Origin of the sequence: Aestuariivirga sp., from assembly GCF_046093005.1 — a bacterium.
GTDB lineage: Bacteria > Pseudomonadota > Alphaproteobacteria > Rhizobiales > Aestuariivirgaceae > Aestuariivirga.
In genome coordinates, this window is the sequence record NZ_JBJTER010000105.1 from 1 (window position 1) to 14,282 (window position 14,282).

16 protein-coding genes and 1 tRNA gene are annotated in these 14,282 nt (G+C 66.3%); 10 read left to right on the top strand and 7 right to left on the bottom strand.

The annotated features are described in order from the left end of the window. Both ACKOED_RS09285 and ilvD read left to right on the top strand, forming a co-directional pair. Positions 1–110 (top strand): IS3 family transposase (locus ACKOED_RS09285; RefSeq protein ID WP_408915809.1); only part of this gene is annotated, 110 nt, incomplete at its 5' end. Positions 111–336: 226 nt separating this feature from the next. Then, the gene (ilvD, locus tag ACKOED_RS09290; protein ID WP_408916317.1) at positions 337–2,061 is read left to right on the top strand and encodes a dihydroxy-acid dehydratase; all 1,725 of its coding nucleotides are present in this window, start codon (positions 337–339) and stop codon (positions 2,059–2,061) included. A gap of 28 nt (positions 2,062–2,089) precedes the next feature. Here the strand turns inward: ilvD and ACKOED_RS09295 are convergent. From ACKOED_RS09295 to ACKOED_RS09310, 4 genes are all read right to left on the bottom strand, one after another. After that, positions 2,090–2,164 (bottom strand) — tRNA-Glu (locus ACKOED_RS09295). Positions 2,165–2,227: 63 nt separating this feature from the next. After that, positions 2,228–2,746, bottom strand: coding sequence for a GNAT family N-acetyltransferase (locus ACKOED_RS09300; protein WP_408916318.1), 519 nt, complete (start codon positions 2,744–2,746; stop codon positions 2,228–2,230). Next, a complete protein-coding gene (locus tag ACKOED_RS09305) occupies positions 2,743–3,018 on the bottom strand; it encodes a DUF1778 domain-containing protein (RefSeq protein WP_408916319.1) in 276 nt (91 codons plus the stop codon). The genes ACKOED_RS09300 and ACKOED_RS09305 overlap by 4 nt, the downstream gene beginning before the upstream one ends. A gap of 45 nt (positions 3,019–3,063) precedes the next feature. Further along, positions 3,064–3,402, bottom strand: coding sequence for a hypothetical protein (locus tag ACKOED_RS09310; protein WP_408916320.1), 339 nt, complete (start codon positions 3,400–3,402; stop codon positions 3,064–3,066). On the opposite strand from ACKOED_RS09310, the gene ACKOED_RS09315 reads away from it, so the two are divergent. Next, positions 3,401–4,396, top strand: a complete 996-nt coding sequence (locus tag ACKOED_RS09315; protein WP_408916321.1) for an RluA family pseudouridine synthase — start codon at positions 3,401–3,403, stop codon at positions 4,394–4,396. The two genes, ACKOED_RS09310 and ACKOED_RS09315, sit on opposite strands and share 2 nt — an antisense overlap. Before the next feature lie 79 nt (positions 4,397–4,475). Further along, complete coding sequence (gene rpoH / locus ACKOED_RS09320; RefSeq protein ID WP_408916322.1) at positions 4,476–5,381, top strand: RNA polymerase sigma factor RpoH; 906 nt, start codon at positions 4,476–4,478, stop codon at positions 5,379–5,381. A gap of 13 nt (positions 5,382–5,394) precedes the next feature. Here rpoH and ACKOED_RS09325 read toward each other — a convergent pair whose 3' ends face one another. Next, positions 5,395–5,970, bottom strand: coding sequence for a CAP domain-containing protein (locus ACKOED_RS09325; RefSeq protein WP_408916323.1), 576 nt, complete (start codon positions 5,968–5,970; stop codon positions 5,395–5,397). Between the two features lie 194 nt (positions 5,971–6,164). Here ACKOED_RS09325 and ACKOED_RS09330 point away from each other — a divergent pair, with 194 nt between their 5' ends. From ACKOED_RS09330 to ACKOED_RS09345, 4 genes are all read left to right on the top strand, one after another. Further along, entirely contained in the window at positions 6,165–7,640 is a 1,476-nt protein-coding gene (locus tag ACKOED_RS09330) for a putative bifunctional diguanylate cyclase/phosphodiesterase (protein ID WP_408916324.1), read from the top strand. 73 nt (positions 7,641–7,713) lie between these two features. Continuing rightward, positions 7,714–8,460: a hypothetical protein gene (locus ACKOED_RS09335; RefSeq protein ID WP_408916325.1), complete on the top strand. Its 747-nt coding sequence runs from the start codon at positions 7,714–7,716 to the stop codon at positions 8,458–8,460. 93 nt (positions 8,461–8,553) lie between these two features. Further along, a complete protein-coding gene (locus tag ACKOED_RS09340) occupies positions 8,554–9,612 on the top strand; it encodes a flagellar motor protein MotA (protein ID WP_408916326.1) in 1,059 nt (352 codons plus the stop codon). Next, positions 9,613–10,644: a peptidoglycan -binding protein gene (locus ACKOED_RS09345; RefSeq protein WP_408916327.1), complete on the top strand. Its 1,032-nt coding sequence runs from the start codon at positions 9,613–9,615 to the stop codon at positions 10,642–10,644. Between the two features lie 6 nt (positions 10,645–10,650). On the opposite strand, the gene ACKOED_RS09350 is transcribed toward ACKOED_RS09345, so the two are convergent. Continuing rightward, positions 10,651–12,432, bottom strand: a complete 1,782-nt coding sequence (locus ACKOED_RS09350) for an ABC transporter transmembrane domain-containing protein (protein ID WP_408916330.1) — start codon at positions 12,430–12,432, stop codon at positions 10,651–10,653. A gap of 157 nt (positions 12,433–12,589) precedes the next feature. On the opposite strand from ACKOED_RS09350, the gene rpmE reads away from it, so the two are divergent. Further along, on the top strand, positions 12,590–12,811 hold the full coding sequence (gene rpmE, locus ACKOED_RS09355) for a 50S ribosomal protein L31 (protein ID WP_408916328.1): 222 nt from the start codon (positions 12,590–12,592) through the stop codon (positions 12,809–12,811). Positions 12,812–12,860: 49 nt separating this feature from the next. Here the strand turns inward: rpmE and ACKOED_RS09360 are convergent, their stop codons facing one another. Continuing rightward, on the bottom strand, positions 12,861–13,916 hold the full coding sequence (locus ACKOED_RS09360) for a GlxA family transcriptional regulator (protein WP_408916329.1): 1,056 nt from the start codon (positions 13,914–13,916) through the stop codon (positions 12,861–12,863). Between the two features lie 127 nt (positions 13,917–14,043). Between ACKOED_RS09360 and ACKOED_RS09365 the strand changes: the two genes are divergently transcribed. Further along, a partial coding sequence (locus tag ACKOED_RS09365; protein WP_408916331.1) for a 3-keto-5-aminohexanoate cleavage protein occupies positions 14,044–14,282 on the top strand: 239 nt, incomplete at its 3' end.

Here is a 14,282-nt window from a genome sequence, read left to right on the forward strand (position 1 = left end):
AGGCCGATGTGTTCGATTACATTGAGTGCTTCTACAACCCCAAGCGCCGGCATTCCACGCTCGGGTACATCAGCCCCATTGAGTTCGAGAGGAAGGCGGGGTTAGCTTAAGTGCATGTCCACGGAACCGGCAGCAGGCCAGGACGCGTTTGTGGTGGTTTCTCCCTCTCGTCATGGCTGGGCTTGACCCGGCCATCGTCAGGGGTGCCGGCGGCAAAGAGGATGCCACGGTCAAGCCGTGGCATGACGAGTTTGTGGTTGTTTCCCCCCTCCCCCGGTCATGTCTTGCCCGCTGGCCCCGGGGCCGATAGAGAAGGTCCATCACGGAGGATAGGCCATGGACAAACCCGTCATCGACAAGAGCAGACTGCCGAGCCGGCACACCAGCGTAGGTCCGGAGCGCGCGCCGCACCGCTCCTTCTATTACGCCATGGGCCTGACGCCGCAGCAGATCGCCCAGCCCTTCGTCGGTGTCGCCTCCTGCTGGAACGAAGCCGCGCCCTGCAATATCGCGCTAATGCGCCAGGCGCAGGCGGTGAAGAAGGGTGTCGCCGCCGCCAGCGGCACGCCGCGCGAATTCTGCACCATCACGGTGACCGACGGCATCGCCATGGGCCACCAGGGCATGAAGGCCTCGCTGGTGTCGCGCGAGGTGATCGCCGATTCGGTCGAGGTCACCATGCGCGGCCATTGCTATGACGCGCTGGTGGGGCTTGCCGGCTGCGACAAATCGCTCCCCGGCATGATGATGGCCATGGTGCGCCTCAACGTGCCCTCGGTGTTCATCTATGGCGGGTCGATCCTGCCCGGCACCTTCAAGGGCAAGCCCGTCACCGTGCAGGACGTGTTCGAGGCGGTGGGCAAGCATTCGGTGGGCGCCATGTCGGATGAGGACCTGCTGGAGCTGGAGCAGAAAGCCTGCCCTTCGGCTGGCTCCTGCGGCGCGCAGTTCACCGCCAACACCATGGCCACCGTGGCCGAGGCGATCGGCCTCGCCCTGCCCTATTCCTGCGGCGCGCCCGCGCCCTATGAAATCCGCGACACCTTCTGCTTCACGGCGGGCGAAAAGGTGATGGAGCTTCTGGCCCGCAACATCAGGCCGCGCGACATCGTCACGCGGAAGGCGCTGGAGAATGCCGCGACGGTCGTGGCGGCCTCCGGCGGCTCCACCAATGCGGCGCTGCATCTGCCGGCCATCGCGCATGAGGCGGGCATCAAGTTCGACCTGTTCGATGTGGCCGAGATCTTCAAGCGCACGCCCTATGTGGCCGATCTCAAGCCCGGCGGCCGCTATGTGGCCAAGGACATGTTCGAGGCGGGCGGCATTCCGCTGCTGATGAAGACACTGCTCGACCATGGCTTCCTGCATGGCGACTGCCTCACCGTCACTGGCCGCACCATGGCCGAGAACATGGCGGCGGTGAAATGGAACCCTGACCAGGACGTGGTGCGCCCGGCCAACAACCCGATCACCAAGACCGGCGGCGTCGTCGGCCTGCGCGGCAACCTCGCCCCCGAAGGCGCCATCGTCAAGGTGGCGGGCATGAAGAACCTGACGTTCTCCGGCCCCGCGCGCTGCTTCGACAATGAGGAGGCCTGTTTCGAGGCGGTGTCGAAGCGCCAGTACAAGGAAGGCGAGGTGCTGGTCATCCGCTATGAAGGCCCGCGCGGCGGCCCCGGCATGCGCGAGATGCTGGCCACCACGGCGGCCCTCTACGGCCAGGGCATGGGCGACAAGGTGGCGCTGATCACCGACGGGCGGTTCTCCGGCGCCACGCGCGGCTTCTGCATCGGCCATGTCGGGCCGGAAGCGCAGCTGGGCGGCCCGATCGCGCTGCTGAAGGACGGCGACATCATCACCATCGACGCGGTCGACGGCGTTCTGTCCTGCAATGTCTCCGAGGAGGAGTTCGCGCGCCGCCGCCAGGACTGGACGCCGCGTGAACACGGCTATAACTCCGGCGCGATCTGGAAATATGCCCAGCAGGTGGGCCCCGCCGTCGATGGCGCCGTCACCCATCCGGGCGGCGCGGCGGAGACCAGGACCTACGCGGATATCTGAGGGGCTGAGCGCGCTACGGCGAGTGAAGTGGCGCTCCCTGCGGGAATCGAACCCGCCTTTGCAACGTGAGAGGCTGCCGTCCTAACCGATAGACGAAGGGAGCCCGTGCGCCGGAAGGCTCTCTATAGAGGGGAGGCTCCGCCGGCGCAAGCACATCCGTGGCTGTTCATCCGCCGGTGAGGGACCGCAGGTCTTTCAGCAGCAGGAACAGATGCCAGGGATCCGTTGGGCTCGGTTCGAAGTCAAAACGCTCATACCAGGCGCGGGCTTCCTCGTCCTTGGCGTGAACCAGCAGGGCGCGGATGCCGGCGATCTGCGCGGCGTCAGCCGTGCGCAACAGGGCGTCCTTCAGCAACGCCTTGCCGAGGCCCTGGCCTTGCGCCTGCCGGTCAACGGCGAGGCGGGCCAGCAGCATGACCGGTACGGCATGCCGCGCCAGGCCTTTACGCACCCGCTGCGGCGCCTCGGCATGTTCGACGGCGCCGACCGCGAGGCTGTAATAGCCCGCGATCCGCCGGTCACCGCGGCAGACGACATAGGTCTGGGCGCTGCCGGCTTTCTGGCTGATCAGCGCATAGCGCTTGAGGAAGCGGTCCAGAGGCTCCTTGCCGCAATCGAACGGGTTTGCATCATCGCCGTCGCTGAGCTTGCGGATCGCGGTAAAGCGGTCCGGCCCGCCGCTCACTCAAGCACGCTTTTGCCGGCGAGCAGCCGGGCCAGCCGCGGCTTCGGCCTGACCGGGCGGTCCAGCACCTCCTGAAAGGCGTTCCACTCCCGGTCATCAAGCTGAAACAGGCGGCGGCCGGCGAGCGTTTCCTCGGCCGCCGTGAGCCCCGCTTCCAGCAGGAAATCAGTGACGTTCTTGTTCGACGTTTCCGCAGCGCGCTGCAGCAGACGCTTCATGGAGGGAGTCGCGCGCAGTTCGATACGTTCGGATTTGGCGGTGACCGGCGGCATGATCGCGAAATCATAGCATACGGACATTGTCCGGACAAGATACGCTCACGGCCCGGTGACGATGCGCGACAGGATCTGGTTCTTCCTGACGTCGATGACGATCACCTCGCGGCCCGCGGTGATCACCAGCCGGTCACCGTCGATGACGGTGGATTGCACCGCAGTCCCGGGCGGCAGCCCCAGATCAAGGGTGGCGGGGGCTGCCACGGGCTTAGGCTCCGCCGGGCGGGTGGCTTTCCAGATGATGGCGCCCACCAGCGCCAGGAACAGCAGCACGAGAATGATGCCCATGATATAGACCACCCGCAGCATGATCCGCGCGGCGGGCGTCAAGCCCGGCGTTCCGCTGGCCGGTTCAATGTCATCGGGTTTGGTCATGTCCATGCCGTCAACATCCCTCTCCGCCCGCGCCGTGGCGGCTGGCCGCCTCGACAAGGCGCTGGCGGCCGCCTTCCCGGAGGTGAGCCGGGCGCGTTTCCAGGCCCTTATCGCGGAAGGCGCCGTCACTGTCGAGGGCGTGGCGGTGCGCCAGGCGCGGCACGCCGTCAAGGCCGGCGACCAGCTGCAGGTGGCGCTGCCGGAGGCCGCCCCCGCCGCGCCCTTGCCCGAGACCATGGCGCTGGACGTGGTGTTCGAGGACAAGGACCTGATCGTCATCGACAAGCCCGCCGGGCTGGTCGTTCACCCGGGTGCGGGCCATGAGACCGGAACCCTGGTCAACGCGCTGATCGCCCATTGCGGCGACAGCCTCTCAGGCATCGGCGGGGTGAAGCGGCCGGGCATCGTCCACCGCCTCGACAAGGATACCAGCGGGCTTCTGGTGGTGGCCAAGAACGATGCGGCGCATCAGCGGCTGTCCGAACAGTTTGCCGCGCATGGCCGGGATGGCCGGCTGGAACGGAGCTACCTGGCGATCGTCTGGGGGGTGCCGGAGCGGCGGCGGGGCGCCATCGCGGCGGCCGTCGGCCGCAGCAGCGCCAACCGCCAGAAAATGGCGGTCTCCCGCGGGTCAGGCGCGCGCGAGGCGGTGACCCATTACGAAGTGCTGGAAGCGCTGGGCGCGCCGCCGGTGGCGAGCCTCGTCCGCTGCCAGCTGGAGACCGGCCGCACCCACCAGATCCGCGTCCACATGGCGCATATCGGGCATCCGCTGCTGGGGGATGCCGTCTATGGGGCAGGCTACCGCAGCTCGGCGCGCAAGCTGTCACCCGCCGCCCAGCAAGAACTCAAGTTATTGAACCGGCAAGCTCTTCATGCGACCACCCTTGGCTTCCAGCACCCGCGAACAGGCCGGGCCCTGCGTTTCGAGAGCCCGCCGCCCGAGGATTTTGCAAAGCTGCTCACCGCCCTGCGCAAGCCAGAACCGGCAAATCGCTGACAGGTGAGCGGTCCCGAGTCACATTTTCTGCGTATTTATCGGCTATTAAATCTGGTTCTGAAAGCGAGGGGTCGGACACATGGCAAAGACCACATCTCTTCCCGCCATCGCCGCGGGCGAAGCCGGCCTGCAGCGCTACCTGCAGGAAATCCGGCAGTTTCCGATGCTGCAGCCGGACGAGGAATACATGCTCGCCAAGCGCTGGAAAGAGCATGGCGACAAGCAAGCCGCCGAAAAGCTGATCACCAGCCATCTCCGCCTGGTCGCCAAGATCGCCATGGGCTACCGCGGCTATGGCCTGCCCATCGGGGAAGTGATTTCCGAGGGCAATGTGGGCCTGATGCAGGCGGTGAAGAAATTCGAGCCCGACAAGGGCTTCCGGCTCGCCACCTATGCCATGTGGTGGATCAAGGCCTCGATCCAGGAATTCGTGCTGCGCTCCTGGTCGCTTGTGAAGATGGGAACCACGGCCAACCAGAAGAAGCTGTTCTTCAACCTGCGCAAGGTGAAGAGCCAGATCGAGGCGCTGGAGGAAGGCGACCTGCGCCCCGACCAGGTGAAGCTGATCGCCAAGAAGCTGGGCGTCACCGAGGACGACGTGGTGTCGATGAACCGCCGGCTCGGCGGCGACGCCTCGCTCAATGCCACCATGCGCGAGGACGGCGAAGGCGAATGGCAGGACTGGCTGGTCGATGAAACCGACAACCAGGAGGAGATGCTTGTCCAGTCCGAGGAGAAGGCCATGCGCCATGGGCTGCTGCGCGACGCCATGGAAAAGCTCACCGACCGCGAACGCCGCGTCTTCGAGGCGCGCAGGCTGCAGGACGACCCCGCCACGCTCGAGGACCTGAGCCAGGAGTTCGGCGTATCGCGCGAGCGCATCCGGCAGATCGAGGTGCGGGCCTTCGAAAAGGTGCAGAAGGCGGTGAAGAACGCCTCGCAGCGGCTTCTGGCGCCGAAGTCCCTGCCCGCGCCCGGCGCCTGAGCAACGGCGGCGGTTACTGGAGAATGCCCTTCTTGCGCGGCGCGGCGAAAAAGATCTGCACCGCCCAGATGGCGTTGCCGCGGGCGATGACGCCGGTCGAGACGAATTGAAAACTGCCGTTGAGCATGTTCTTGCGGTGGCTTGAACTTTCCACCCATTGCTGGAACAGGGCGCGCGCCTTGGCCTGATCGGGGGGCGTTTTCTGCGTGTCGCGCGCGGCATTCTCGCCGAGCGAGGGGTATTTGGTGATGTCGCCGGCGAAGGCCCGCATGCGGCCCTGAAAATTAGCGCCGGTCGATGCGGTATGGCCCATGAACCCGTTGAGCATCATATCCGCCGCATGGGCGCGGGCCGCCTCGAGAAAGGCCGGATCGGGCGTCACCGGCCGCTTGCGCTTTTCGGCGCGGTAGGCGTTCAGCAAGGCGGCGATTTCCGCCTCGAGATCGGGCCGGAAGCTGGCGCCGTCCGGCGGGTTGGCGGCAAGCCCCCTGGCGAATTCCAGATAAGACCCGGCCTCCGCCAGCGAAGGCGAGAAAATAAAGGTGGCCAGCCCGATGACAAGACCCCGCCGTCCCAGATCGCAACCCATCGGTTGAACACTCCATAAACCATCGCCAGCCAATTCCGCTGGCATACACCACCTTGATGCAAGTGTTTTTCACTTATCGTCCTCATTATGGCCAGCACATGGCGATTCAACCCGGAGTCCGCGCCTTGCCGAAACATTCAGCCGTCAGTTGGAAAACCGCCTTTCCATTCAGCACGGAGCGTCACGGCGGCCTGATGGCTGCTGCGGCGGCGGCAGGCATTCTTGGCGGCATCGCCGGGCTTGCCATCGCATCGCAGGCGCTGGGGCCGGATATTCAGCCACCGGTGATGCTGGCGGCGGCCGCGCAATTCCTGGCGATCGTCATAATCCTCGCGTGGGCGCTGCGGCGGCAAGCGCCCGCCAAGACGGCCGAGGCGGCACGCGACGGCCTCGTTGCCAAGCCGCTGTTTGCCGCCGCCGCCGAACCGCATCTCCTGGCGGCCGCGGCGGGAACCGCGAAACCTGCCGTCATTCTGCTGGAACTGCTTGGCCACAATAACGCCTTGCCCGGAGACGGCCGCCTGGCGGAAACCGCCACGCGCCGGACTTCGGAGCTTCTGCCGCCGGGGGCCATGGCAAGCTGGTGGACCCGCGACACCATCCTCATCCTCCTTCCCGACGCGCCCGACCCGATGCCGGTGCTGGCGCTGACCCGCGACATCATCACCGCTGTGAGCGACAATGAGGCCCCGCCATCCGTTGGCGCCCGCGTCACCTGCCATGGCGGCATTGCGCGCGCCCCCGCCGACGGCGCGAGCCTGGCCGAACTGGCGCACAGCGCCGGGCTGGCGCTGGCCGACGCGCGCCGCCCTGGCATGCCGGGCTATGGTTTCTTCTCGCATGAACTGGCTGCCGCCGCGAAGCGGCGGCAGGACGTTGAGCGCGCCGTCATGGACGCGATCGCCAACGACGCGCTGCACCTGGAATTCCAGCCGATCTTCAAGACCGACTCGGGCGAACTCACCGGTTTTGAGGCGCTGACCAGGCTCAACGATCCACAGCTTGGCGCCATACCGCCATCGGAATTCATTCCGGTCGCCGAGCAGATCGGCGCCATCAACGATATCGGGCGGTGGACGCTGGAGGAAGCCTGCCGGGTCGCGGCTGAATGGCCGGCGCATGTCACGGTCGCGGTCAATCTCTCGCCGCAACAGCTGCTCACCGGCAACCTGCCGAGCACGCTTCTCCGGACCCTTGAGCAGCACGGCATGCCGGCCTACCGGCTGGAGATCGAAATCACCGAAGGCACGCTGATGACCGACAGCGAACTCGTGCTGACCCAGCTGCGCACCCTGCGTGACCTTGGCGTCGGCGTGGCGCTGGACGATTTTGGCACCGGCTATTCGAGCCTCAGCTATCTCTGCAGGTTCCCGTTCTCGAAGATCAAGATCGACCGCAGCTTCACTCTGGCGCTGGACGTTTCGCCCTCCGCCAAGGCGGTCCTGCGCTCGATCGTCAAGCTGGGCCACAGCCTCGGCATGGCGGTGACGGCCGAGGGCATCGAAACATCGCGCCAGATGAGCCTGTTCCGCGACATCGGCTGCGACCAGGCCCAGGGCTATCTGCTGGGAAGGCCGTCGCCCGCCGCTGATCTGAGCGCCATCATCCTGCGCAATTTTGCCAGGGGGCTGCGCAAGCAGCGCCAGCCCCGCCGCGGCAAGGCCGCGTGACGGCGCGACTTAGCGCTTTCCTTCGCGGCGTCTGTTGTCTAGTTTGCGCCCGTTTTTCCGAGATAAGAGGCGCATGCGCAAGCTTTCCGCAACCAAAGCCGTGTTCCACGCCCTGAAGTCGGTGTGGAGCTTCCGCGCCATGGCGGTGAGGATCGTATTGTTCTGGGCGCCGGTGCTCATGGCCCTCGGCGTGATCGAGCTTTATGTGGGGCCGCCAGATCTGGAAGCCCGCGAGATCAGCAGCCCGCTCGTGGTTCAGCTGCTCACCTCCCTGGTGTCGCTGCTGGCCATATGTTCGGTGGCCGTGGGCTGGCACCGCTTCATCCTGCGCGACGACACCGCCAGAGGCGTCAGGCTGGACAAACACGTGCTGCTCTATGCCGGTAACACCATGCTTATCCTGCTGGCCATGTTCCTCCCCGCCCTCATCACCGTCATCGTAGGACTGATCGTCCCCCCGGCGGCCGCGCTGCTGGGCCTCGCGGCGCTGGCGTTGTCGGGCGGGGCCATCACCCGGCTGTCGATCAAGCTGCCCGCCGTGGCGCTGGGCGACAGCCGCTTCAGTTTCCGCGACGCCTGGGGGGCAAGCGCGGGCAATTACTGGCCCTGCGTGGCGGTGTTTCTGCTCAACCTGGTTATCGCGGCGGGCGGCCTGCTGGGGCTGGTAATGCTGGTCAGCCTGTTCGCGCTGCTCGGCGAGGCCGCGGGAAGCCTCGCTCTCGTGGCGGGTGGTGCGGTCCTGCAGCTGTTCTTTGCCGTGTTCAACGCCTCGATCTTCACCTCGCTCTATGGCTTCTTCGTCGAACGCCGCGATTTCTGACGTGGCGATGCCTCAGATCGACCCACTCCCGTTCGGCCTCGCAATGGGCTAGATTTGCTGTCAAACTGCGCGCAGTGAAGGGCAAGACCACAGATGGCTGAACCGGCGGCAACCCAACCCCTTGATCCGCCACGAGTTTATCTCGTGCATATGCTGGTGTTCACGCTGCTCGTCGGGATCCTCGTGGTGGTGATCCTGCCTGGCCTGACCAGTGCCTTCATGGCCAACCCGATCCTGAACGGGGTCATCGTCGGCACGCTGCTGCTCGGCATGTTCCATTCCTTCCGCATGGTCTGGCGGCTGTTCCGGGAGGTGAACTGGGTGAACCGGTTCCGCGAGGGCGGCAAGGAAGACCCTGCCCGCCCGCCGCGGCTGCTCGCGCCGATGGCGCTTCAGCTCAAGAACCGGCAGGGCACCATGCTGTCGCCGGTGTCGATGCGCTCCTTGCTCGATTCGCTGGCCTCGCGGCTTGACGAGTCACGCGACCTGTCGCGCTATCTGGTGGGGCTTCTCATCTTTCTCGGCCTGCTTGGCACGTTCTGGGGCCTGCTCGAGACGGTGCAGTCGATCGGCGGCGCCATCGAAGGCCTCGACGTGACCTCGACGCAATCCGCCACCCTGTTCGACCAGTTGAAACAAGGGCTGCAGGCGCCGCTGCGGGGCATGGGCCTGTCATTCTCGTCCTCGCTTCTGGGCCTTGCCGGATCGCTGATCCTCGGCTTTCTCGATCTCAAGGCCGCCCAGGCGCAAAACCGCTTCTACATCGATCTCGAGGACTGGCTCTCCAGCATCACCGACATCGCGGCGGGCGAAGGCCAGCAGGCGCAGGCGCCCGCGGCAGCCGGCATCGCGCCGCAACTGCTGCGGAGCGAAATGCAGGCGCTGCTGCGCGCCATCGAGCGCCTGAGCTTCGCGGTCGAGAACCAGAAGCCGGCAGGAAGCGGCACCGGCGCCAATCCCGACGCCATCGAACAACTGGCGGATGCGGTGGCCGGGCTCGTGGAGCAAATGCGCGAGGAGCAGAAAACCCTCCGGCAATGGGCCCAGGGCCAGCAGACCCAGCAAAACGAAATCCAGCGCCTCCTGATCCGCGCCACGGGCAACCTGTCGCGCAGCGCAGCGCGGCCACGCGGCGAGGACGAGCGTCCGTAAATGGCGGGTCTTCTCAGACGCCGCGGGCGCGGCAGCGAGGACGCCTACTGGCCAGGCTTCGTCGATGCGATGGCGCAGCTTCTGCTGGTCATCACCTTCCTGCTTTCGGTGTTCATGGTGGCGCAGTTTCTGCTGGCGCGGCAGATCAGCGGCCAGGACACGGCACTCGGCCAGCTGCGCGCCCAGATCGCCGAGTTGACGCAGCTGCTGGCGCTCGAAAAGGCGGCCAAGGCCGATATCGAATCAAGCCTTCTCGCCATGCAGGACGATTTCGCCGCGGAGAAGAACAAGACCGCCGCGCTTTCGGGGCTTCTTGAAAGCGCCGGCCAGAAGGGCGACAACGCCACCATCACCATCAGCGGCTTGCAGACCGCGCTCGACAAGGAAAAGAGCGTCTCATCCGAGGCGCTCGCCAAGGTCGAACTGCTGAACCAGCAGATCGCCGCCATGCGCCGCCAGCTGCAATCACTGAACGCGCTGCTCTCCGACGCCGAGGTGAAGAACCGCGAGTCGGAGGCCCAGATCGCCGATCTCGGCAAGCGGCTCAATTCGGCGCTGGCGCAGCGCGTGCAGGAGCTGACCCGCTACCGCTCTGAGTTCTTCGGGCGGCTGCGCCAGATCCTCTCGCAGCGTGCCGATGTTCTGGTGGTGGGCGACCGTTTCGTGTTCCAGGCGGAAGTGCTGTTCCCCAAGGGCCAGGCGGCGCTCAACGAGGAGGGCCAGGCCGAGATGCTGAAACTGGCCGATGCCCTGAAGCAGCTGGAGCGCGAGATTCCCCCGGACATCGCCTGGGTGCTGCGGGTCGACGGCCACACCGACATTGACCCCATCCAGTCGCCGCAGTTCAAATCCAACTGGGAACTGTCGGCGGCCCGCGCCATCGCGGTTGTCAACTTCCTGATCGCCAATGGCGTATCGCCCCAGCATCTGGTGGCGGCGGGCTTCGGCGAGTTCCAGCCGATCGACCCCGGCTCGACCGAGGAAGCCAAGTCACGCAACCGCCGCATCGAGCTGAAACTCACCGAGCGGTAGGGCGGCTTACGCCGGCGCCGCCTGGAACTGCAGCTTCGCCAGCCTGGCATAGAGCGGGCTTGTGGCGGTGAGCTCCGCATGCGTGCCCTCGGCCACCAGCTCGCCGCCGTCCAGCACCAGGATCCGATCGGCGTTCCTCACCGTCGCCAGGCGGTGGGCGATGACCAGCGTGGTGCGGTTGGCGGTGAGCTTCTCGATCGCCTGCTGGATGAAGGCCTCGCTTTCTGAATCGAGCGCGCTGGTGGCTTCGTCGAGCAGCAGGACCGGCGCGTCACGCAGGATGGCGCGGGCGATGGCGATGCGCTGGCGCTGGCCGCCGGACAGCGTCACGCCGCGCTCGCCCACTTCCGTGGCGTAGCCCTTCGGCAGGCGTTCGGCGAATTCGTCGACGCGGGCCGCATGGGCGGCCGCCATTACCTCACCGTCACTGGCCTCAGGCTTGCCGAAACGGATGTTGTCGAGAATGCTGCCGGAGAAGATCACGATTTCCTGCGGCACCACCGCGATACGGGACCGCACCTCCTGCGGAACCGCGGTCTTCACATCGACGCCATCGACCAGCACGCGGCCCGCCTGCGGATCGAAGAAGCGCTGGGCGAGCGAGAACACTGTGGACTTGCCCGCGCCCGAGGGGCCGACGATGGCCACCGTCTCGCCGGTCTTCACCGTGAAGGAGACGTTGCACAGCGCCAGGCTTTCCGGACGGGAGGGATAGGCGAAGCGGATGTTTTCCAGCGCCAGCTCGCCCTTGGGCGGGTGTGGCAGGGGCCGGGGATCGGCCGGTGCGGCAATCGCCGGCTTTTCGTCGAGCAGTTCGGAAATCCGCTCGGCGGCGCCGGCGGCGAGTTGCACCTCGCCCCAGACTTCCGAGAGCTGCCCCATCGAGCTCGCCGCCAGAATGGCGTAGATCAGGAACTGGCTCAGCGTTCCCGCCGACATGGACCCGGCAATCACCGCGCTGGCGCCGATCCAGAGAAGACTCACCACCGCGCCCGACGCCACGCCGATGATCAGCGCGGTGAGCACGGCGCGCGCCAGCGTGCGCCTGGCGGCCGCCGTGAAGGCCTCGGCGGTGGCGGCGCCGAAGGCGGCGCGCGCCGCGTCTTCCTGCACATTGGCCTGCACCGTCGAGACCGCCGCGAGACGCTCCTGCGCGAAGGCGGCGGAGGAGGCGAGCGTATCCTGGGCGCTGCGCGACAGGCTGCGCACCTTGCGCCCATAGGTGACGAGCGGCAGCACGATGAGCGGCAGCGCCAGAAGCGACAGGCCCGCAAGCTTCGGGCTCGTGGCCACCATCATCACGATGGTGCCGATGAGCATCACCGCGTTGCGCAGCGCGATCGAGGCGGTGGAAGAAAACGCCGACTTGATCTGGGTGGTGTCGGCGGTGAGGCGCGAGACCACCTCGCCGGTGCGCTGGGCCTCGAAAAAGGCCGGGCTGAGGCTCAGGAGATGGCTGAACACGGCGTCGCGGATATCGGCCACCACCCGCTCGCCGATCCACATCACGAAATAAAAACGCAGCGCCGAGCCGATGGCCAGCACCACGACGACGATCATCATGGCGAGGAAATATTTGTCGACCAGGGCCGCATTGGCGGCGGTGAAGCCGTGGTCGATGATCCGCCGCACCGCCAGCGGCACGGCCAGCGTGGCGCCGGCCGCCGCCAACAGGGCGATGAGCGCGAACAGCATCTGCCGGCCATAGGGCCTGAGGAATGGCGTCAGGCGCAGCAGCGGCCTGAGGTTGCGGCCCTTGGGCCGGCGCCGGGCCTCTTCTTCATACAGGTTGCTCATGAGGCTCTTCTAGCCGATGGAACGGCGAATGGAAGCGGGACAGGCTGCCACCCTTGCCTGCCGCCGCCATCTCCTGTATAGGCCCCGCCGAAACCGGAATTCAGCAATCCCTGTGCGGGATCATCCCGCCATCGAGAGAGATTTGGCCATGAAGCAAGGCGTCCACCCCGACTACCACATGATCACCGTGGTGATGACCGACGGCAGCAAGTTCCAGACCCGTTCCACCTGGGGCAAGGCCGGCGACACGATGAACCTCGACATCGACCCCAAGTCGCACCCGGCCTGGACCGGTGGCCAGCAGACTCTGCTGGACCGCGGCGGCCGCCTGTCCAAGTTCAACCAGAAGTTCTCGTTCCTGAAGAAGTAATTTTCCGCCCCCGCGGACGTACCAGGCCCGGCCTCACCGCCGGGCTTTGTCATTCCGGCTTCGCCTTCTTCCGCTGATGCGTCCGCAGGAAGGCATAGACCGTTCCCGGCCAGGAGGGCGCGGCGTCGGTTTCCGGCCAGGCCTGGCGGTATTCGCTGGGCTTCTTGCCGAAGGCGGTGAGAAAGCTCTGCGAGAAATAGGACATGGAGTTGAAGCCGCAGGCCGCCGAGACCTCGCGGATCGACATCCGCGTCGAGCTCAGCAGCACCCGCGCATATTGCAGCCTGAGCAGCTTCGAATACTGCACGATGGTGCAGCCGATGTCGCGGCGGAACAGCCGTTCCAGCTTGCGCTGGGAAACACCGATCTCGCGGCAGACGCGCGGCACGGGCGTGGGCTCCTCGATCCTGGCCTCGAGCAGCGTCATGGCGGCGCGCACGTCCTGGTGCACGTCGTCATGCTTGCCGCCGGTGGCATAGCGCTGCATGGCTTCCGGCGGGCGGCGCGGGTGGTGCATGACCTGGTTGGCGATCTCGGCGGCAAGCTGATCGCCGTTCCGGCGGCCGACGATGTTGAGCATGAGGTCGAGCCCCGCCGTGCCGCCGGCGCAGGTCATCACCGGGCCATCGGTGGTGTAGAGCTGCTCCACGACGGCAAGATCGGGGTAGGCTTCGGCGAGCCCCGCCATCATCGACCAGTGCGTGGTAATCCTGTGATCCGCCAGAAGCCCCGCCCGCGCGAAGGCATAGATGCCGAGTTCCACGGCGATCATCCGCGCCTGGCCGCGGGCATGTTTCCGGAGCCAGCGGAACAGCCGCGGATCATCCAGGTGCTCGGTTCCCCAGCTGCCGCAGACGGCGACCAGATCGGGCGCGGGCAGCCCGTCCTCGTCGAAACTGCGGCAGGTGACGGTGAGCCCGTTGCTGGCCTGAACCGGCCCCGCCGCCGCGGCGCGGAAATCCCACTCATAAAGCTTCTGCGGCGCCAGGTAATTGGCGATGCGCATCGGCTCCATCAGCATGGTCAGCGTCATCATGTTGAAGCGCGGGATGAGCACGAAACTCACCCGGGCAAGTTCGCTCGCGGCGGCGGCGGGGTTCGTCATGCGGAAAGCCAATCGACGAAAAAAATGGATTAGTGGCGATAAATTTACAACGCCATGTGTGGTTCCGGCAAATCATTTCAGCCAATCACAAGAACAATGGGAGGGAACCGCCGTGAATTTCGAGGTGATGGTGACCTGCGCCGTAACCGGTGCGGGCGACACGGTGGGCAAGCATCCGGGCGTGCCGGTGACGCCGGAGCAAATCGCCCAGGCGGCCATCGACGCCGCCAAGGCGGGCGCCACCGCCGCCCACCTCCATGTCCGCGATCCGGCCACCGGCAAGGGCTCGCGCGATCCGGAGCTGTTCAGGCGCGCCGTCGATATCGTGCGTTCGAGCGGCACCGACGTGGTGCTGAACCTCACCGC